At 36.5% G+C, this 18,281-nt stretch carries 23 protein-coding genes and 2 pseudogenes; 21 read left to right on the forward strand and 4 right to left on the reverse strand.

Going from position 1 to position 18,281, the window contains the following annotated elements; all coding sequences use genetic code 11:
* The first annotated feature begins 6 nt into the window (after positions 1-6).
* From FGL31_RS08130 to FGL31_RS08150, 7 genes are all read left to right on the forward strand, one after another.
* On the forward strand, positions 7-2,892 hold the full coding sequence (locus tag FGL31_RS08130) for an efflux RND transporter permease subunit (RefSeq protein ID WP_232046399.1): 2,886 nt from the start codon (positions 7-9) through the stop codon (positions 2,890-2,892).
* Positions 2,893-2,895: 3 nt separating this feature from the next.
* Positions 2,896-3,984, forward strand: a complete 1,089-nt coding sequence (locus FGL31_RS08135; protein ID WP_138090460.1) for an efflux RND transporter periplasmic adaptor subunit — start codon at positions 2,896-2,898, stop codon at positions 3,982-3,984.
* A gap of 16 nt (positions 3,985-4,000) precedes the next feature.
* A complete protein-coding gene (locus tag FGL31_RS22590; protein ID WP_171017583.1) occupies positions 4,001-4,171 on the forward strand; it encodes a hypothetical protein in 171 nt (56 codons plus the stop codon).
* On the forward strand, positions 4,168-4,563 hold the full coding sequence (locus FGL31_RS08140; RefSeq protein ID WP_138090462.1) for a TlpA family protein disulfide reductase: 396 nt from the start codon (positions 4,168-4,170) through the stop codon (positions 4,561-4,563). Before FGL31_RS22590 ends, FGL31_RS08140 begins: the two co-directional genes overlap by 4 nt.
* Positions 4,564-4,583: 20 nt before the next feature.
* The gene (locus FGL31_RS25000; protein WP_232046402.1) at positions 4,584-4,751 is read left to right on the forward strand and encodes a hypothetical protein; all 168 of its coding nucleotides are present in this window, start codon (positions 4,584-4,586) and stop codon (positions 4,749-4,751) included.
* 16 nt (positions 4,752-4,767) lie between these two features.
* On the forward strand, positions 4,768-5,034 hold the full coding sequence (locus FGL31_RS25005; protein WP_232046404.1) for a DsrE family protein: 267 nt from the start codon (positions 4,768-4,770) through the stop codon (positions 5,032-5,034).
* Positions 5,035-5,588: 554 nt separating this feature from the next.
* Positions 5,589-6,770, forward strand: coding sequence for an Sb-PDE family phosphodiesterase (locus FGL31_RS08150; RefSeq protein ID WP_138090464.1), 1,182 nt, complete (start codon positions 5,589-5,591; stop codon positions 6,768-6,770).
* A 102-nt stretch (positions 6,771-6,872) separates the two neighbouring features.
* On the opposite strand, the gene FGL31_RS25010 is transcribed toward FGL31_RS08150, so the two are convergent.
* The 3 genes and pseudogenes from FGL31_RS25010 to FGL31_RS29765 form a co-directional block, all read right to left on the reverse strand.
* The gene (locus tag FGL31_RS25010) at positions 6,873-7,271 is read right to left on the reverse strand and encodes a hypothetical protein (RefSeq protein WP_232046406.1); all 399 of its coding nucleotides are present in this window, start codon (positions 7,269-7,271) and stop codon (positions 6,873-6,875) included.
* Positions 7,272-7,314: 43 nt separating this feature from the next.
* Positions 7,315-7,605, reverse strand: coding sequence for a hypothetical protein (locus FGL31_RS08155; RefSeq protein WP_232046408.1), 291 nt, complete (start codon positions 7,603-7,605; stop codon positions 7,315-7,317).
* Positions 7,606-7,677: 72 nt separating this feature from the next.
* Positions 7,678-7,743: pseudogene (locus FGL31_RS29765) on the reverse strand (DUF3667 domain-containing protein); the annotation flags it as partial.
* Positions 7,744-8,240: 497 nt separating this feature from the next.
* On the opposite strand from FGL31_RS29765, the gene FGL31_RS08160 reads away from it, so the two are divergent.
* From FGL31_RS08160 to FGL31_RS08180, 5 genes and pseudogenes are all read left to right on the forward strand, one after another.
* Entirely contained in the window at positions 8,241-8,957 is a 717-nt protein-coding gene (locus tag FGL31_RS08160; protein WP_232046409.1) for a substrate-binding domain-containing protein, read from the forward strand.
* Between the two features lie 174 nt (positions 8,958-9,131).
* Positions 9,132-9,998, forward strand: coding sequence for a phosphate ABC transporter permease subunit PstC (pstC, locus tag FGL31_RS08165; RefSeq protein WP_232046411.1), 867 nt, complete (start codon positions 9,132-9,134; stop codon positions 9,996-9,998).
* Positions 9,988-10,845, forward strand: a complete 858-nt coding sequence (gene pstA / locus FGL31_RS08170; protein WP_099372599.1) for a phosphate ABC transporter permease PstA — start codon at positions 9,988-9,990, stop codon at positions 10,843-10,845. The genes pstC and pstA overlap by 11 nt, the downstream gene beginning before the upstream one ends.
* Positions 10,835-11,583, forward strand: a pseudogene (pstB, locus tag FGL31_RS08175) (phosphate ABC transporter ATP-binding protein PstB). The gene pstA and the pseudogene pstB overlap by 11 nt, the downstream one beginning before the upstream one ends.
* Before the next feature lie 321 nt (positions 11,584-11,904).
* Positions 11,905-12,318, forward strand: coding sequence for a hypothetical protein (locus FGL31_RS08180; RefSeq protein WP_138090468.1), 414 nt, complete (start codon positions 11,905-11,907; stop codon positions 12,316-12,318).
* A 70-nt stretch (positions 12,319-12,388) separates the two neighbouring features.
* On the opposite strand, the gene FGL31_RS08185 is transcribed toward FGL31_RS08180, so the two are convergent.
* Entirely contained in the window at positions 12,389-13,042 is a 654-nt protein-coding gene (locus FGL31_RS08185) for an arylesterase (RefSeq protein WP_197734140.1), read from the reverse strand.
* A 76-nt stretch (positions 13,043-13,118) separates the two neighbouring features.
* Here FGL31_RS08185 and FGL31_RS30330 point away from each other — a divergent pair, with 76 nt between their 5' ends.
* From FGL31_RS30330 to FGL31_RS08215, 9 genes are all read left to right on the forward strand, one after another.
* Positions 13,119-13,382, forward strand: a complete 264-nt coding sequence (locus FGL31_RS30330) for an ATP-binding cassette domain-containing protein (protein ID WP_262709064.1) — start codon at positions 13,119-13,121, stop codon at positions 13,380-13,382.
* A gap of 34 nt (positions 13,383-13,416) precedes the next feature.
* Entirely contained in the window at positions 13,417-13,791 is a 375-nt protein-coding gene (locus FGL31_RS30335; RefSeq protein ID WP_262709065.1) for an ABC transporter ATP-binding protein, read from the forward strand.
* Positions 13,792-13,913: 122 nt separating this feature from the next.
* Positions 13,914-14,108: a hypothetical protein gene (locus FGL31_RS23270; RefSeq protein WP_197734141.1), complete on the forward strand. Its 195-nt coding sequence runs from the start codon at positions 13,914-13,916 to the stop codon at positions 14,106-14,108.
* A 175-nt stretch (positions 14,109-14,283) separates the two neighbouring features.
* On the forward strand, positions 14,284-15,219 hold the full coding sequence (locus FGL31_RS23275; RefSeq protein WP_197734142.1) for an ABC transporter permease: 936 nt from the start codon (positions 14,284-14,286) through the stop codon (positions 15,217-15,219).
* Positions 15,171-16,373 carry an ABC transporter permease gene (locus FGL31_RS23280; RefSeq protein ID WP_197734143.1) on the forward strand — a complete coding sequence of 401 codons (1,203 nt, stop codon included), beginning with the start codon at positions 15,171-15,173 and terminating at the stop codon, positions 16,371-16,373. The genes FGL31_RS23275 and FGL31_RS23280 overlap by 49 nt, the downstream gene beginning before the upstream one ends.
* A gap of 65 nt (positions 16,374-16,438) precedes the next feature.
* Entirely contained in the window at positions 16,439-16,621 is a 183-nt protein-coding gene (locus FGL31_RS08200) for a hypothetical protein (protein ID WP_138090470.1), read from the forward strand.
* Positions 16,587-16,877, forward strand: coding sequence for an NAD(P)H-hydrate epimerase (locus tag FGL31_RS27660; RefSeq protein ID WP_138090472.1), 291 nt, complete (start codon positions 16,587-16,589; stop codon positions 16,875-16,877). Before FGL31_RS08200 ends, FGL31_RS27660 begins: the two co-directional genes overlap by 35 nt.
* Positions 16,870-17,220: an NAD(P)H-hydrate epimerase gene (locus FGL31_RS27665; RefSeq protein WP_138090474.1), complete on the forward strand. Its 351-nt coding sequence runs from the start codon at positions 16,870-16,872 to the stop codon at positions 17,218-17,220. The genes FGL31_RS27660 and FGL31_RS27665 overlap by 8 nt, the downstream gene beginning before the upstream one ends.
* Positions 17,205-17,948 (forward strand): NAD(P)H-hydrate dehydratase, encoded by a 744-nt coding sequence (locus FGL31_RS08215; RefSeq protein WP_138090476.1) that lies wholly within the window; start codon positions 17,205-17,207, stop codon positions 17,946-17,948. Before FGL31_RS27665 ends, FGL31_RS08215 begins: the two co-directional genes overlap by 16 nt.
* The last annotated feature ends 333 nt before the right edge of the window (positions 17,949-18,281 follow it).

The following is an 18,281-nucleotide window of genomic DNA, read 5'->3' on the forward strand; positions in this document are numbered from 1 at the left end:
ACATTAATGAAATTATCTTTCTATCCAGGTACAGATATGGCTCAAGCATCGGCAGAAATCAGTATGCAGGTTTCTAGAGCGATGGGATTCTTGCCAACTGGTGCTGTTCCACCGATGGTTGTGAGATTTGATGGTAGTAGTCTTCCTGTAGGTCAGTTGGTTTTCGATTCAGACCAATATACTGTTGTAGAATTACAGACCATGGCAACTACGAAAGTAAGGCCTATGTTCGTCAATATTCCAGGAATTACAGCTCCAGCACCTTTTGGAGGGAACATGAGAAGTCTGGTTGTCAATATTGACCCCCGGAAAATGAAAGCCCATGGACTTAGCCCGGAAGAAGTAACCATAGCAGTAACAAAAAATTCAGTCCCTTCTCCAGCAGGAAATGTTAGGATCGGAGACCAAAACCTGATGGCCCCAGTCAATTCGATATCCTCAGGAGTAGATGAATTCCTCCAAACGCCCATTAAATCAATCAATGGAAGAACTGTATTGATAGGAGATGTAGCCTCTGTAACGGATGCTGCAGATCAAACGGTAGGTTATGCTATTATTAATGGAAAAAGATCGGTTTATTTACCCATTATCAAAAAGCCTGATGCATCAACAATAGATGCAGTAGAAAATTTAACCAATGCTTTACCGATGCTGGAAAGTCTACTGCCAGAAGGTGTCAAAATCGGCTATGTGTTTGACCAATCGGTCTATATTAGCAGGTCACTTCATAACTTGATTTTCGAAGGTGCTCTCGGTGCAATTTTAACGGGTTTAATGGTATTTCTTTTTCTACGGGACCCACGTGGTGCATTGATCGTAATTCTCACCATTCCAATTGCAATTATTACAGCAGTGATCACTTTAAGCATGTTTGGACAAACGATAAACATTATGACCTTGTCTGGATTAGCATTATCAATAGGTATTCTGGTTGATGAAGCCACAGTTACGATTGAGAACATCCATCAACATATGGAGTTTGGGAAAAAGAAATCGCGCGCTATCCTCGATGCTTTATTGGAAATATCAGCTCCAAAACTGTTGATTCTCCTCAGTATTCTAGCTGTTTTGACCCCTGCCCTGATGATGGAAGGTATCCCAAGAGATATGTTTATGCCACTTTCGATGGCTGTTGCCTTCGCCATGATAGCATCATTTATTGCCTCTCAAACATTCGTTCCGATTATGGCGAATTGGATTATGAAAATCAAAAAACATCCAAAGAAGAAAAAGAAGAAATCATTTATTGATAAAGTATCTGTTAAATATGCTTATACTTTAAAATCATCTTTTAAAAGATCTAAAATAATTACCATACTTTATGTTGTTGCAGCATTTACTGTTGGATTTATTGCTGTCAGTTTTTTAGGAACTGATATTATGCCAAAATCGGAAGGTTCTGATTTTCAGATTAGGGTCCGGATGCCTGATGGCACACGATTGGAAAGAACCGAAGAAACTATTAAATCATTAACCAATTCTTTAATAGCTGATCTTCCGGATAATAGTTTAAAAATATCCTCGGCATTTGTTGGAATGCATCCTTCTGCAAATCCTATCAATTCCATTTTTTTATTTAACAAGACAACTGCTGAAGCAACGTTGCAATTGTCCTTGGACAAATCTAAATTAGGGATGCAAAGGGATGAGTTTAAAGAATTTGTTCGGAATCATATCAAAGAAAAATACCCAAATGTTTCCATCAACTTTGAACCGATGGAGTTGATGGAAAAAATTCTCGGACAAGGCTCAATGACCCCGGTTGAAGTAAAGGTGAGTGCTCCACAAGTGAAGCAAGCTGAAGGATTTGCAGAAAAGATCAAAAAAGAATTGGCTACTTATCCATTTTTGAAGGATGTTCAAATATCAGAACCTCTTCATTATCCTACAATCGATATCAAGATTGATCGCAGAAGATTAGCGGAATTTGGACTTACGGTGCAGGAAGTTTCTCGGAACATATCTGCTACGACTTCTTCAACGCGGTTTACGGATAAAAATTTATGGGTAGATCCAAAATCAGGTTTAGTTTTCCAGGTCCAGGTCCAGGTTCCTGAAAATATGGTCCAAACCCTTCAGGATTTACGTTCAATTCCAGTTAAACAAGGCGCCTCAACCCCCATTTTAGAAGATATAGCTACTATTACAGCTAATGAAGTACCCGCTCAAGTAAATAGAAGAGGGCCTAACCGTTATGTCAGTGTAATTGCGGATATCCATCAAAAAGATTTAGGTTCTGCTAATGCTGCGGTGGATCAAGCACTCAAAAATGTAGGTGAGCCACCAAAAGGAATAAGGATATGGAAAGAAGGTACACTGACCCTGCTCGAAGAAACCTTAGTCGGTTTGTTGTCAGGGTTGTCTATTGCCATTGTTGTCATATTTTTTATGATGTCGGCCTATTATCAATCGATTCGGGTAAGTGTAGTGATTCTATCTGTAGTTCCGGCTGTCATTGCTGGATCTGCCATAATGATTTGGATTTGTGGAAGTAGCCTCAATTTGCAGTCTTATATGGGAATTATTATGTCTATAGGTGTATCGGTTTCCAATGCTGTATTATTGGTTAATCAGGCAGAATGGAATCGTAAAAGGCTTAATCTCCCGGCATCAAGTGCTGCTATGGTAGCTGCAAAATCACGATTTAGACCGATCTTAATGACTGCATTAGCAATGTTAGCAGGTATGACTCCGATGGCTTTGGGAATTGGAGATGGAGGTGAACAAATTGCTCCATTAGGACAAGCAGTGATTGGTGGATTGTTGAGCTCAACATTCACTATTCTATTGGTTGTACCTCTGATATTCGGCTTAATTATGAAAAAAGCGTCCTATGGATCACCTTCAATGGACCCCGATGATAAAGAAAGTAAATTCTATTTAGAACAATAAAATATGAAAGCATTTAGCATATTGGGACTCGTTTTTTTGTTGGGTGCATGTCAGGCAACCAGCAAAGATTCCAATTCAAAAAAAGATATTCACTCAGAGAATAGAATATCGGTAAAAGTTGTTCATCCTATTGAGCAGCAACCAACCTATTCTTTAAAATTACCGGCAGAATTACATCCATATGAATCTGTAGATGTCTATGCAAAGATCAAGGGTTTTGTACGCAGAATTAATGTTGATGTTGGCGATCGAGTAAAAGAGGGTCAAATACTGGCTGTTTTGGAAGCACCAGAAATAGACATACAATCAACGGCTGATAGAGCCAAATCCCAACAATTAAAAGCTAATTTTGAAGTCAGCAAAAGTAGATATGACCGATTGGAAAGAGTGAGAAACCAAAATCGAGGCGCTGTTTCAGATTTAGAATTTGAACAGGCTTATGGGTCAATGCTACGGGATAGTGCAGCATTGGAAGAAAGTAATTTCTCCTACAAAAAATCCAATCAAATGAGGGAGTATTTGGTGGTCAGAGCTCCTTTTTCAGGTGTGATTACACAAAGGAATTTCTCCAAAGGCGCACTAATAGGGGATTTAGGTCTTCCATTTTTTAGATTAGTGGATAACAATCGGTTGAAGCTAAAGGTCGTGGTGCCTGAATTACATGCACAATCCGTTTCTGAAGAGACAGTTGCCAAATTCAAAGTATTGAGCAAACCAGATACAACATTTACAGCGAAATTAAAACGTAATTCCTTAGTTATTGATCCTGTATCTAGAGCATTAGCACTTGAGTTTGATGTGCCAAATCATAATAGAGAACTGAATGGTGGGGACTATACGGATGTAGACCTTCAGTTGATGCGTAAAAGTCCAACTTTATATGTGCCAAAAAATAGTGTGGTTAATTCGCAGTCAGGCATATTTGTTCTTAAGGTAATTGATAACAATAAAATTGAAAAAATTCCAGTTACATTAGGTGGAAGTCAGGATAAAATGGTTGAGATCTTTGGTGATCTATCAACTTCAGACCGCATTGTTGAAAATGCCTCTGAAGAAATTAATTCTAATACTTTAATTCAAATTGAAAAATAATTCAAGAAAATCAGATATGAAAAATATAATATTAGCTGCAACAACATTGTTATTATTGGTCTCAGGCTGTCAAAGTAACAATAAATCGCATTCTCAAAATGATTCAACAACTCTTGAGGACAATGAAGTTCAAGAAGTAAGAAATGTTGAAGAACAAAATACCTTTAATGCTAGTTTTAAAATATAAATGGTGAAACCGTTTCTGTCAGTGACTTAAAAGGGAAAGTTGTAATCATGAACTTTTGGGCAACATGGTGCCCTCCATGTATTGCTGAAATGCCTTCGCTACAAAAATTACACGAAGATTTACAGTCTGAAAAAGATATCGTTTTCATGGCTATTGAAGTTGATCAGAATATTGAAAAAGCAGCAAAATTTATGGCTAAAAATAAATATTCACTTCCGCTCTATACTGTAGATTCAGATCTGCCTGAAGAACTGCACACAAATTCAATCCCGATGACGGTCATCCTCGCTAAAAATGGTGATATTGTAGGTAAACAAGTAGGAATGATGGACTTTAAATCTGAAAAACTAAAGCAAGGATTGATAGATTTAACTAAAGAAAACGAAAGATAGAAATGAAATATATAATAATTATGGTACTACTTGCTGGATTACACACAGATGATGCCTTGTCGCAAAGCAGAGATGAACTGCTAACGAAAAATCAACAATATACAGGGACCGAGCCTCAAAAAGATAATTATAAAGCAGTTTATCAATTGGACACAGATAATCCTGATATTGTTAAAAAGGCTTTTTAGGAACATAAACAATCTATTGAAAGATCCTCGACTAGCAGGTAAATTGGAGGTTGAGCTAGTTACCTTTTCGGGAGGAACTGAAGTAATGAGGAAAGATCATGATTATAAAGAACAACTTCTTGATCTGATAGAGAAAGGTGTTCGAGTTGTACAATGTCTCAATTCTTTAGAAGAAAGAGGGTATAACAAAGATCAGCTGTTTGATTTTATTGGCTATACTCCAAGTGGCAACGGTGAATTGGTGATTTTAGGCAATGAAGGTTGGACAATAGTAAAACCATAGATATTTACTCTATTGTATCAGAAATAAAAATTTAGAATTGAAGAAGGGCGTGTTTACACGCTCTTTTTTATGCCCATCCTTTTGTGATTAATCCATTTTGCCTACTTAAATAAAATTCCGCTTCAAACATACCTTTACAATTTCATAATCTTAAATTCACAATGGCTTAACAACATACGAGTTAAAGTGTGAATTGTTTCATTACTTTAAATATTTCTTAATGAGTTTTAATTTTTCTAATGTTTTAAAATTTGTATAGAGTTTTTTAATCGTTTTCTTTTTAGAATTGCTTTTAGAAAATAAAATTAAATGAATTTATTAACAGGCCAAAATATGGGAATCAATGTATTATATCAGTTAAAATGTTGATTATTAATGCTTTGTTTTTGGTTTTTATTCTAAAATTATTTGGTTTTCATATATGCAAGCGTTTATTTTTGTGAAAAATAAAAGTTTAAAAATCTTTATTTTTATTAATTAATTTAAAATAAAGGCTTAATATTATTTTAATAAACCTTAATTAATTTTGTTACCATAACTTAACCTGTTACTACATGAAAAATAAACTAACCCTATTAGGTTCATTGTTTTTAATGTCAATGTCCCTACAAGCACAGACCGATGATGGCATAATTCGCCTAACCGAATTTGCTTATCCTGTAAAGCGTCAAAATCTAAACATTCCCGATGTAAATGGATTTAAAGTATTGAAATGTGATTTTCACATGCATACAGTATTTACAGATGGACATGTATGGCCAAATGTTCGTGTTCAAGAAGCTTGGAGGGAGGGATTGGATGCCATATCTTATACTGAACATATGGAATATAATCCACATAGTGCAGATGTTAAAGTTGACCATAATCGTTCCCATGATTTAGCTGTAGAACTTGCAAAAGAGAATAATATAGTTTTAGTGAAAGGAACAGAAGTGACCCGTCAAACGCCTCCAGGTCATTTCAACGCTTTGTTTATTCAGGATGCCAATGTTTTGGTTGCAGACAATAATTCTAATTTGGACCAAGAAGCAATCGATAAAGCATATGCACAAAAAGCTTTTATCTTATGGAATCACCCCGGATGGAAAGCAACTGCTATCCCTGGCTCTTATGAATGGATCGATTTCGTAGAAAAAATGTACCAAGAGAAAAAACTTCACGGAATTGAAGTAGTAAACGGTCTAGGCTTCCATAAAAAAGCATTGGACTGGGCTTTAGACCGCAATTTGACAATCATAGGAAACACGGATATTCACAATCTTATAGCTCATGACTATAATATTGAGGCACCTGGTGTTCACAGAACAATGACCCTGGTGATGGCAAAAGACCGTTCCGCAAGCGGTATTCGCGAAGCATTAGAAGCAGGAAGAACAGTGGCTTGGTCAAGTAATTACTTGTTTGGAAAAGAAGAAAATGTCCGCAACCTTGTGAATGCTTCAATTTCTGTATCGCCATCTTACCATGAGAAAACCAACTCCAAAACTAAAGTCTCAACAAAATATTATGAAATAACGAACAATAGCGATCTCTATTTCGAATTGGAAATCAAAGAAGGAAAGGGTACCAAAAGAATTGTTCTTTATCCTGAATCTACCCAGATCTTAACAGCTGAAGCTGGTCAATCCAAATTGTCCTATGAATTGTTTCGACATATATCAGAAGCGATAAACATTTATTATTTGATATCAATCTCAAATAATAAACCTAGGAAAGCAATGGATTTAAAATTTTAAACACAACCCTTATTTAGGCCAAAACCCTGGATGGTAATAACATAAACCCTTTAATTTCTAATAGAAGCGTCCCAGATTTTTGGGACGCTTTTTTAATTTTATTTAATGAATCAGTAATAAACTGATAGAAGCTAATATCAATAATAAGAAAGTAAATGCGATTGAATTGAAGAAAAATATCAACATACCTAAGAGTATGCTGCTTCTTTTTTTGGTAGCATAGAAACGATGATGAGCTATGAAAAAATAAAGCACAACATAAATAAAACCTATACCATATATCCAGGTACTCAGCGTCTTAAACCAATCATAATGGATCAATGACGGTTCGATGAGGTTGAGAATCAGAAAAAATGCAGTTACAAAAAGTAAGAATGAAAAATAATGTAGGGTAAATACCCCGTGATCATAATACCACCATTTCTTTTTATTATGGAATATATATAGTATAAATGCAAATACCGGTAGATAGAAGAATAGTGCTTTGGGGAAAGTATGCATAAAAACCGTTACGAAACTCTGAACAATTTCTTCAACAGGAGTTTTATTTTCTTTCAGTTCGTAATATTTCTTTGCAAAGGGCCTTAATATTTTTCTGAGTGTGGAATTTTTTGGCTGTTGTTATCGAGTCATAATCAGCTAAGGATTCGACTTTCGAGATACTTGCTGTATTTTCCGACAAATATGAGTTATCGTCAGTAAGGGAATCTTGGATTTGCTTATCTCCAGGAATTAGTCTCATTGCCTCTCTTAATTCAATGGAGTCTTCTTCGCTTAGGTTAGGATTGTTAAATAGTTCTTGAATAGCTTTCTGCTCAGATATTTCATTTTGCAAAGAGTCAATTGAAACTTCATCCTGGTTGCTATGATTATTAATGGTGATAAAGGAGGCAATAAAAAATGTTACAAACGAAATAAATATATAAAGCTTTACTGGAGGTACATATTGCTGTCGTTTACCTGATAAATATATTTTTTGTCAGTTTCCCTGGGTAGAAGAGTAAGTATTTAATTGTCTTCCAGAATTGACCATCATAGTGCGTAAAATCCTCAAAGAAATGAGTAAATAAATAATGGAATGGTTGTCTATTTTCTGTGTTTTCTTGACCACAATGTGGGCAATAGCGTTCTTCTACAATGTGCCCGCAATTGAGGCAATTTTTCTCAGCTCGTAATTTTCCGTGACTCATGGATTGGTTAGTTTTAATGCAAATTAAAATTTTTCTAAATCATTTGAAATGCATCTTGTAAATAAAAAAATAGAAATTGGTTTTTATTCAACAAACCTTGGGATTGGGGCTAATTTTGTAGTAGATTTTTAACCATTTGAAAAATAATTGGCAGAAAAAATTAAAACATAACATTTGCTTAATTAATTTCTTACAATTTCTTTACACAAAAAGTTGGATATGCTAATTCGTTAATATTGACTTAACAATTTGTTAATTCTTAATCTTCAATTTTGTGGAGATGAGAAAAAGTATTAACCGCATTTTTCCGATTATACCTCTAATTGGAGCTGCACTTTTCTATTCATGTAGTAACAATGCCAACTCAATTAAGATGAAGGGCTCAGATACGGAAGTTAATCTTGCCGTTAATTTAGCTGAGAAATTTACTATGCTCGATCCTACATTTAGCATAGCCATTTCTGGAGGTGGTTCAGGTTTGGGAATTACATCCCTGATGAATGGACAAGCAGATATCGCAAATTCTTCCCGTCCACTATCGGCGGAGGAAGTCCAACAGTTCAAAGATAAAAACATTGAAATCAAGACCGTTGTGTTCGCCGAGGATGCTACTGCATTTATTGTCCACAAAGATCTTCCAATAGATTCAATTGATGTTGAATCTTTGGCAAAAATCATGGACGGCACCATTAAAAACTGGTCTGAGGTGTCGGGTCTTTCTTATCCAATTAATATATATGGTCGTCAGAGCAGTTCCGGGACTCATTCTTTTGTTAAGAAGAAACTCAAAATCGAGTTTACAAATACAGCTAAAGAGATGACTGGAAACGCGCAAATTATCGAAGGGGTGAAAGCAGATAAAACAGGGATTGGATATGTTGGGGCAGGATATGTAGGGCATGATCCTTCTGCTTCTCATGGAATCAAAATTTTAAAGATCAAGGACAGTAAAGAATCTATAGCTGTTTTCTCCTTTGGACCAAACGGCAATAAATAATGGCACTTACTTTTTTCAGAGACCATTGTATCAATTTATTCTTGCAGAATCTTGGGATAAAGTTCGTCCTTTTATAAATTTTGAAAGAAGTCCGTCAGGAAGGTTATTGATTGAAGACCACGGTTATTACATCTTAGAAAGTCAAAAAAATGAAATATAAAGCTAGACTATCTCTTGACGTTTTTTTTCAAATTCGTCTTTAAAGCAACAGGCTTTCTTGTTCTGGCATTGTTGGGAGGGATCCTTGCCATGCTGATCTATAATTCCTTTTCATTCTTTATGAATGTGAGGCCGTTGGATTTTATAACTGGAATGGAATGGAACCCTACGGCAAAAATTCCAAAATATGGGATGCTACCGTTGATCATCAGTACTACGATTGTCACTTTTGGGGCCATGATTATTGCGATTCCATTAGGAATTGGGACTGCAGCTTTTATTGCTGAATATGCTAGCCCCAGACTAAAGAATATATTAAAACCAACCATTGAGATGCTGGCTGCAATACCTTCTGTGGTGATTGGTTTCTTAGGGATTGTCGTAGTGAGTCCAGGGATTGCAAGTCTGGCAGACCTATCTAATGGATTAAATGCTTTAAACGGAGCGATCCTTTTGGCTGTTATGGCATTACCAACTATTATTACCGTTGCTGAAGATGCTATTCATGCTGTTCCTAAAACATACAAAGAAGCGAGCTATGGAGTCGGTGCAACAAAATGGCAAACCTTATGTAAGGTAGTTATCCCTGCTGCGGCACCCGGAATTATTGCTGCGGTGATGCTAGGAGTAGGGCGTGCTATTGGTGAAACCATGACTGTTCTGATGGCTACAGGAAATGCCTCAATATTGCCAACTAGCATGTTTGATTCCGTGAAGACCATGACGGCGACTATTGCTATAGAAATGGGTGAGGTGCCATACCAGACTACGCATTATTTTGCCTTGTATGCCATAGCAACCGTACTTTTCATAATGACCTTGGCGGCAAATATGTTGGGAGAATATTTTATTAACCGTTTCAGAAAATATCATGCAGCTTAGAAATAATAAATTATCGAGTGTCATCGAGTGGGGTACCCTTTTGATAAGTACCACTTTGGTATGTTTCTTCTTAGTTGTTGTTATTTGGGAAATTGTTTCTAAAGGAGCAAGTCAAATATCCTGGGAATTTGTAAGTCAAGTTCCAACAGATGGCATGACAAAGGGAGGGATTCTGACTCCAATAATCGGTACAGTTTTATTAACCTTGATAACTGCTTTGTTCTCCATTCCTTTTGGTGTGGCTTGTGCGATTTATTTACAAGAATATGCAGAAGATAATTGGTTGACCAGAACTATTCGTGCGTCTATTCGTAACCTCTCAGGTGTTCCTTCCATTATATATGGTCTTTTCGGATTAGCCCTGTTTGTTCAGGCTCTTCAATTTGGGACATCCTTGATTGCTGCTGGATTAACATTGGGGCTTTTGTCATTACCTTACATTATCACAACAACAGAAGAAGCGTTGATGCGAATTCCAAATAGTACAAGGGAAGCTGCCTTGGCAGTCGGTGCTACTAAGTTTGAAACCATTAAAGATGTGGTCATTCCATCGGCTATGTCAGGAATACTTACTGGGGTTGTATTGACTTTGTCACGCGCCGCAGGTGAAACTGCTCCGATATTATTCACAGGTGCTGCCTTTTATATTAACGGTACCAGTGGATTTGTGAATCAAGAATTTATGGCATTGCCATACCATTTATATATGCTTTCAACACAGCATCAGTCCATCGATGAGGTTCGACCGATCGCTTATGGAACAGCTTTAGTGTTGATTGTTGTTGTGTTCTTATTGAACTTGACAGCATTTTATATTCGTTATAAGTACAGAAAAAATGAAAACTAAGTTATCTGCAGAAAATTTAAATATCAGTTTTGGAACAAAGCATGTTCTTAAAAATGTTAATGTGGAGTTCGCTGAAAATGAAATCACGGCATTGATAGGTCCATCAGGATGCGGGAAGAGTACATTATTGAGATCTTTCAATAGAATGCATGATCTATCGCCAGATGCAAAAATTACAGGTTCTCTAAAATTAGAAGACTTAGACCTTTATTCTAGAACAGTTCCAGTAACTGAAATCAGAAAGCGTATTGGAATGGTATTTCAAAAAGCAAATCCATTTCCAAAAAGTATTTACGAAAATATTGCTTACGGTTTAAAGATCAACAACTTACCACATGACAAGGCAATCATAGAAAAAGCTCTTCGTGAGGCTTTTTTATGGGAAGAGGTAAAGAATGACCTTAAAAATGCCAGCAACGAGACTTTCTGGTGGACAACAACAACGTTTATGTATTGCAAGGGCAGTAGCTCTGCGTCCTGAAGTCATCTTGATGGATGAGCCTTGTTCAGCTCTCGACCCTGTTAGTACACTAAAAATCGAAGAGCTTATTTCTCATCTTAAAGAAAAATATACTATTGTCATCGTTACGCACAATATGCAACAAGCACAACGAATAGCCGATAAAACCGTGTTTTATGTATCTGGGAGAAGTAAAAGAAGAAGGCTATACAAGCCAAATATTCGGAAACCCTATTAACGAAGTAACAGCAAATTATATTACTGGTCAATTCGGCTAAAATTTCAGTGGCAGGTGGGGACACCTGCCACGGCATTTCGCCGTGGTCGGTGTCTCCACCGACCACCAATAAAGAGAGATTATCTCACATCCCACATCTCACATCTCACAACTCACATCTCACATCTCAAATCCCACCTCCATGTTTAATTTCTGTTAAACTTAAAATTCAGTTATTTATAATTACAATTTTGTATTATATTTAACTATAAAATAATTTAAGTTATGAAAAATTCATTATTGTTAATTGGCCTGTTGGCTATGACTATTTCAAAGCTGCGGTTTAAAAGGTTCTGGTGAGACTGTTGCAGGACCACAGCTGTTGACTGTAGAATTTACAGGAGCGATGGATTCTACCATTCAAAATAACAAAGGTAAAGCTAAATTATTGGCTGTTCCTGCAGATGTTGCAGATGTAGAAGCAACAGTTATAGATGAGGTAGAATTTGAAACCAATGAAATTCCTTTCAGTGTGGAGTTTGAAATTCCTGTTGACCATGTATCTAAAATCAAGCCTGAGATTGTTGAAGGAGCACCTGTAAAATATTATATCTCGATGGATTGGGATTCGAATGCCGATGGGATTCAGGATTCAACAGACGTGATGATTGATTTTGACAAGCAATTCCCACATGTTGATATAACTCAATTGCATCAACAAGTATTTGGTCAAATAATTTCTCTTTTGGGACAAGCTTATTTTTTATTTGGTAAGCAAAGAAATTATGCTAATTAAAATATAGCTATTTGCACAACGGATGACTTAGTAAATCAAATTTACTAAGTCATCCGTTTTTATTTCTGGATTATAGCACAGCTTTTAGGTGTGCCCATACATTTTCTGCCAATATATGCTGCCCTTCTTTGGTAGGGTGAACCCCATCTGCTTGATTTAGGTTTTGGATACCTGCCACTTTATCCAATAAGAATGGGACCAAAGTCATGTTTTGTTCTTTTGCTAGTTTGGGAAATATTGCAGAGAAATCTTTAAAATATTGATCTCCCATACTTGGTGGTACCATCATTCCTGCCAAAACAAGTTTGCAGTTTGGATAAGCTGCTTTTACTTTATTTACAATTTCATTTAGATTCTGAAAGGTTGATTCTGGTGAAATTCCTCGGAGCCCATCATTCGCGCCGAGTTCCAAAACAAAAACATCAATAGAATCTTTTAATAACCATTCGATTCGATCTTTTCCGCCTGCTGAAGTTTCTCCGCTAAGTCCGGCATTGATACAAGTATAAGGTAAGCCTAATGAATCGATTTTCTGTTGAATTAATGCGGGGAATGCTTCTGATTGATCTGCCAGTCCTAAACCAGCGGTTAAACTATTCCCAAAAAACAGGATCTTTTTTTCATTCGTTAGAGGAGTGTCTATTGTACTGGTAGAATCTGTTTTGGACTCTGAATTTTGGGTGGAATTCGAATTATTGCAAGATGCAAGTAAAAAAAACAGCAATTGCTGTCATTATTAGTGACTTCATGTGATTCATAAAGCTAATTTAATTAAAAATTAATATATAAATTTATTGGATATGTCATCTACTATGATTCTACAAGTACAACATGTTTTCAAAAACTATCAAATTGGAGACAATAATATTCCTGTATTAAATGATATTAATTTCGAGATTGAAACGGGTTCTACGGTTTCGATTGTAGGTCCATCTGGCAGTGGTAAGACCACCTTGTTGGGTTTATGTGCTGGCCTAGACCAAAGTTCTGAAGGCGACATTATTTTGAATGGAATCAAACTGAGTGGTTTGAGTGAGGATAAGTTAGCCGAAGTCCGAAAATGAACATGTTGGTTTTGTATTCCAAAACTTTCAGTTGTTGCCCACTTTAACGGCGATAGAAAATGTTTTAGTCCCAATGGAACTGAGAGGAGTGAAAAATGGACAAAAGGAAGCCATGGATTTGCTGGACCGAGTTGGATTGGCTGCAAGGGCAGACCACTATCCATCGCAATTGTCTGGAGGGGAGCAACAGCGAGTTTCATTGGCTAGAGCCTTCGCCAACAAGCCAAAGATCTTGTTTGCTGATGAACCCACTGGAAACCTCGATGCAGAAACCAGCTTGATCATTGAGGATATGCTCTTTCAATTAAATAAGGAGTCAGGTACAACATTGGTAATTGTCACTCATGATTTAGATTTGGCTGCCAAGACACAAAAGATAATTCCAATTAAAGGAGGGAAGATCCAATGAATTGGAAATGGTTATTCTTAATGGCCTGGCGAGATAGCCGAAAAAATAGGTCTAGGTTATTCCTTTTTATATCTTCCATTATTTTGGGAATTGCGGCTTTGGTCGCCATGAATTCCTTTAATATGAATTTAAAAAAGGATATAGATTCTCAAGCAGCTGAATTGATAGGGGCAGATCTTGAGCTCGAAAGCAGAAGGCTTCCTGATGCTGAAGCTATGAAATTCATAGACTCTTTGAAAACATTGAGTGATGATTTTGCCAAAGAGGAAAGGTTTATGTCAATGATCAGGTTTCCAAGGCTGACGGGTCGCGCTTAGTACAGGTAAGAGCAATTGAAGGCGGATATCCTTTTTATGGTAATGTAGAAACTAATCCCCAAAATAGTTTTTCTGCATTTGGAAAAGAAAAGGGTGTATATGTAGAAAAATTCTCTCCTTCTTCAATTTAATGCTAAGGTGCAAGATTCGGTACAGTTGGGGAAACAATAGTTATTTGATATTAGGGAATGTACTTTCACAGCCTGGTCAAGCTGCTATTGCAGGTGCGATGGCGCCCTCTGTTTTTGTGCCAATTAAACAACTTGAAAATTCAGGTCTGCAGCAAACAGGAAGTAGGATTGAATATCATTATTATTTTAAACTTCCAAAGAACTTTCAAGTAGACAAAAAAATAAAAGAACTTGAAGATAGAATTACTGAACTCCAATTAAGAGCATCAACAATTCAAACAACCAAGGAAAATACGGGTCGTTCCTTCGAAGATATGGCTAGTTTTATGGAGCTTGTTGGTTTTGTAGCCTTATTGCTGGGATGTATTGGTGTTTCAAGTGCGGTACAGATTTATGTTCGCGAAAAATTGATATCAGTTGCGGTATTGAGATGTTTGGGGACTACTGCTAAACAAGCATTTTACATCTTTTTGATTCAGTTTGCAGGAATCGGTTTGTTAGGTGGAATCATTGGGGCAATATTGGGTTCATTAATTCAATATATCATCCCAATTGTTATGCAAGATGTGCTGCCAGTGAGTCTTTCTACGGGAGTTTCATGGTTGGCAATTCTGGAAGGTATAGGTTTAGGGGTTGTCATTGCTGTTCTATTTGCTTTATTGCCTCTAATGGCTGTCAGGAATATCTCACCATTAAACTCAATTCGTGTATCTGACAAGGAAGAAAGCCTATTCAAGGATAAGGCCAGTTGGTGGATTTATTTGTTGATTATAGGATTTATTACCGGTTTTGCTAGGCTTCAAATGGATGATTGGGTACAGACCCTAATATTTGTTGTTGGTGTAGGTATTACTTTTTTATTGCTGTATGCTGTTGCCAAGGGATTTACTTTCTTGGTTAAAAAATATTTTCCAAAGAAATGGCCATATTTATGGAGACAGGGATTGTCAAATCTATACCGTCCAACAACCAAACTGTAATCTTGATGATTTCTATTGGCCTTGGAACTGCATTAATAGCAACCATGTTCCTAGTACAGGATTTATTAATCAATCGCGTTAGAATTTCATCGGAACAGAGCCAAGCAAACATGTTGATGTTTGATATTCAGCCATCACAAGCTGATGAATTGAAGAGTTTGGCAAATACAGAAGGATACCCAATTTTGGAAGCTGTCCCAATTGTGACGATGCAATTGCAAAGTGTAAATGGAACCACCCTCAAAGATGTAGTTGCTGATAGTACCAATGAAGTTAATTCCCGTGCATTTAGAGGTGAGATTAGAGCAACATACCGAGACTCATTGACCTCATCAGAAAGCCTTACCTCAGGAAAATTTGTAGGAAAAGTGGGGAAAAATGATACAGCATCGGTTTCATTGGATAAAGGTTATGCTGAAAACATAAAGGTAAAAGTGGGGGATCGGTTAGAATTCAATGTCCAAGGATTAATTGTTCCAGCAAAAGTCAGTAGTATCCGTCAAGTAGATTGGAATAGGTTTCAGTCGAACTTTAGGGTTGTATTTGCTTCAGGTACGATTGACCAAGCTCCACAATTTTATCTGATGATGACCAAGGTGCCCACTGAAATTGAATCAAGTAAATTTCAACAAAAAATTGTAAATAGTTTTCCAAATGTATCAGTTATAGATATGAATGCTGTTCTAAAAGTGCTTCAAGAAATATTGGATAAAATTGGTTTTATTATTCAATTTATGGGTGCATTCAGCATTCTAACAGGAATAATTGTGTTGATTTCTTCAGTTCGAATCAGCAAATTCCAAAGGATTCGGGAAAATGTATTATTGAGGACGTTAGGAGCTAGTAGAAAACAGATTTATTTAATTACAATCAGTGAATATCTTTTCCTTGGTTTGCTTTCTGCATTGACAGGCGTTATAATAGCTCTTGTTGCCAGTTATTTATTGGCGATTTTTGTCTTTGAAAGTGTGTTTGTGCCATCAATTCTTATGATTTTAATTCTGATATTTTTAATTGTGGGTCTAACTGTCATAGTAGGTTTAATCAACAGCTTAGCTGTAATAAATAAATCGCCCTCTAGAAGCCTTACGAAAGGAGTAATGATTAAGATATTATTCTATCAGAATTCTAAAAGGTTTTTAACAAACTTTTAAATATAACAGTTGTTAAATAAAACTAAGAGCTCCTAAATTTAGGAGCTTTTATATTTTATACTGTTATGAAGATCCTAAATGCAGAGCAGCTCAGAATAGTGGACCAGGAAACGATTCAAAAAGAAGGAATAAATTCTTGGGAATTAATGGAGCGAGCTTCAAGTATAGCAATCTATGCCATCCTTAATGATTTTGTAGATTTAATAAAAAGAATTGCCTATTGTAGTGGTATGTGGCAAAGGGAATAATGGTGGTGATGGATTGGCTATTGCGAGGCAATTGCGAGAATCTGGTTATGATGTAGAAGTAAGGTTATTGTATGCGGATCAATATTCCCCGGACAACCTTTTAAATCAAGAAAAGCTCGATGATATCAAATTCTTTGGGTTAAAGGATGATCTTGATTTTCCGATCGAAGGATTTTTAATTGATTGTCTATTCGGCTATGGATTGAATACAGCATTAGGAGAGGAATGGACATCTGTTTATCTCGCAAATGAATGATTTTCAAGGTGTAGTAGTGTCTATTGATATGCCTTCTGGTTTGATGTTGGAATCTACCGGTAAATTTGAAGATAACATCGTAAGAGCAACCAAGGTATATACCTTTCAATGTCCTAAACTGTCATTATTACTGCCTGATAACGCAGTTTTTGTTGGTGATTTCGAGATTCTGGATATTGGATTAAACGAGAATTCGATATTGGAGCAGCAAACTGAATATAAATACGTGGAGTCTGAGATGTTAGATATTCTTGTTCGTTCGCGTTCTAGGTTTTCACACAAAGGCACCTATGGTCATATTGCGTTAATTGGGGGTAGTTTGGCAAAATGGGTGCTGTATTGATGTCTTCAAAAGCTGCCCTTCGGTCTGGCTGTGGGTTGATAACGGCATACATTCCTAGGTGTGGATATAATATTCTTCAGATTGGATTCCCTGAAGCTATGGTCATGTTGGACAGTGGCGAAGAAGAAATCAAGGATTTCAACATAGGTTTTGATTATTCAGCTTATGGTGTTGGAATAGGCATGGGTAAGGATGAAGAAACCTCTCGTGGATTTGGCATTTGGCTGCAAAGTTTGGACGAAAACACCAAATTACTGCTCGATGCTGATGCATTAAATATTCTTTCAGAAAACGAACAATTATTAAAATTTCTACCTAAAAATTCAATTCTCACACCACACCCCAAGGAATTGAGTCGCTTGATTGGTGAGTGGGAAAATGATTTAGATAAATTGAATAAGGCAAAAGATTTTACCAGAGAATATCAGGTGGTTTTAGTGATCAAGGGAGCAAATACTGCTGTCATAAATCCTAATGGTGAAATATTTTTCAATTCTACAGGTAATGCGGGGATGGCAACAGGAGGGACCGGTGATGTGTTGACAGGTGTAATTACAAGTCTATTGGGACAAGGCTATGATGCTTTAGACGCTGCGGTGTTGGGCGTATTTATCCATGGAGCAGCAGGTGATTATGCTAAAGGGTGGGTTGGTGAAATAAGTTTAATCGCCGGTGACTTAATCGATTACTTACCATCTGCATTTATGGATCTGGAAAAATTGAACTAAGATGACTTTAACAGTTATCATAGGTCAATTTCTAACTCACAAATTATCCGTACCTTTAATTTATGCAGATTAACATCAAAAATATGGTATGTCCTCGCTGTGTTATGGCAGTTGAACAGATCTTGGATAGGATGGGTGTGCCATATAATGAGGTTAACATAGGGTCAGTAGATTTGAAGAGCTCGTTGTCAAAAGAAGAGACTATTACAATTTGGCCGTGAGCTCAAGGAATTGGATTTGAAATCTTAATTGAGAGAAAGCAAAAACTAGCCGAAGAAATTAAAATTGCATTGCAAGAATTGGTGAATTCAAAAGAGGAAAATTCTTTAAAAA

This window comes from Sphingobacterium daejeonense (genome assembly GCF_901472535.1).
GTDB lineage: Bacteria > Bacteroidota > Bacteroidia > Sphingobacteriales > Sphingobacteriaceae > Sphingobacterium > Sphingobacterium daejeonense.

What these genes read in the sequence shown, in the direction of transcription:
- FGL31_RS27665 (WP_138090474.1), top strand. Translation starts at nt 16,870, where the DNA reads ATGAATGATTTTCAAGGTGTAGTAGTGTCTATTGATATGCCTTCTGGT.
- FGL31_RS22590 (WP_171017583.1), top strand. Translation starts at nt 4,001, where the DNA reads ATGAAAAATATAATATTAGCTGCAACAACATTGTTATTATTGGTCTCA.
- FGL31_RS25010 (WP_232046406.1), bottom strand. Translation starts at nt 7,271, where the DNA reads ATGCATACTTTCCCCAAAGCACTATTCTTCTATCTACCGGTATTTGCA.
- FGL31_RS08215 (WP_138090476.1), top strand. Translation starts at nt 17,205, where the DNA reads ATGGGTGCTGTATTGATGTCTTCAAAAGCTGCCCTTCGGTCTGGCTGT.
- FGL31_RS08130 (WP_232046399.1), top strand. Translation starts at nt 7, where the DNA reads ATGAAATTATCTTTCTATCCAGGTACAGATATGGCTCAAGCATCGGCA.
- FGL31_RS30330 (WP_262709064.1), top strand. Translation starts at nt 13,119, where the DNA reads ATGTCATCTACTATGATTCTACAAGTACAACATGTTTTCAAAAACTAT.
- FGL31_RS08160 (WP_232046409.1), top strand. Translation starts at nt 8,241, where the DNA reads ATGAGAAAAAGTATTAACCGCATTTTTCCGATTATACCTCTAATTGGA.
- pstA (WP_099372599.1), top strand. Translation starts at nt 9,988, where the DNA reads ATGCAGCTTAGAAATAATAAATTATCGAGTGTCATCGAGTGGGGTACC.
- FGL31_RS23280 (WP_197734143.1), top strand. Translation starts at nt 15,171, where the DNA reads ATGGAGACAGGGATTGTCAAATCTATACCGTCCAACAACCAAACTGTA.
- FGL31_RS08135 (WP_138090460.1), top strand. Translation starts at nt 2,896, where the DNA reads ATGAAAGCATTTAGCATATTGGGACTCGTTTTTTTGTTGGGTGCATGT.
- FGL31_RS08150 (WP_138090464.1), top strand. Translation starts at nt 5,589, where the DNA reads ATGAAAAATAAACTAACCCTATTAGGTTCATTGTTTTTAATGTCAATG.
- FGL31_RS08200 (WP_138090470.1), top strand. Translation starts at nt 16,439, where the DNA reads ATGAAGATCCTAAATGCAGAGCAGCTCAGAATAGTGGACCAGGAAACG.
- FGL31_RS25000 (WP_232046402.1), top strand. Translation starts at nt 4,584, where the DNA reads ATGGTACTACTTGCTGGATTACACACAGATGATGCCTTGTCGCAAAGC.
- FGL31_RS23270 (WP_197734141.1), top strand. Translation starts at nt 13,914, where the DNA reads ATGAATTTAAAAAAGGATATAGATTCTCAAGCAGCTGAATTGATAGGG.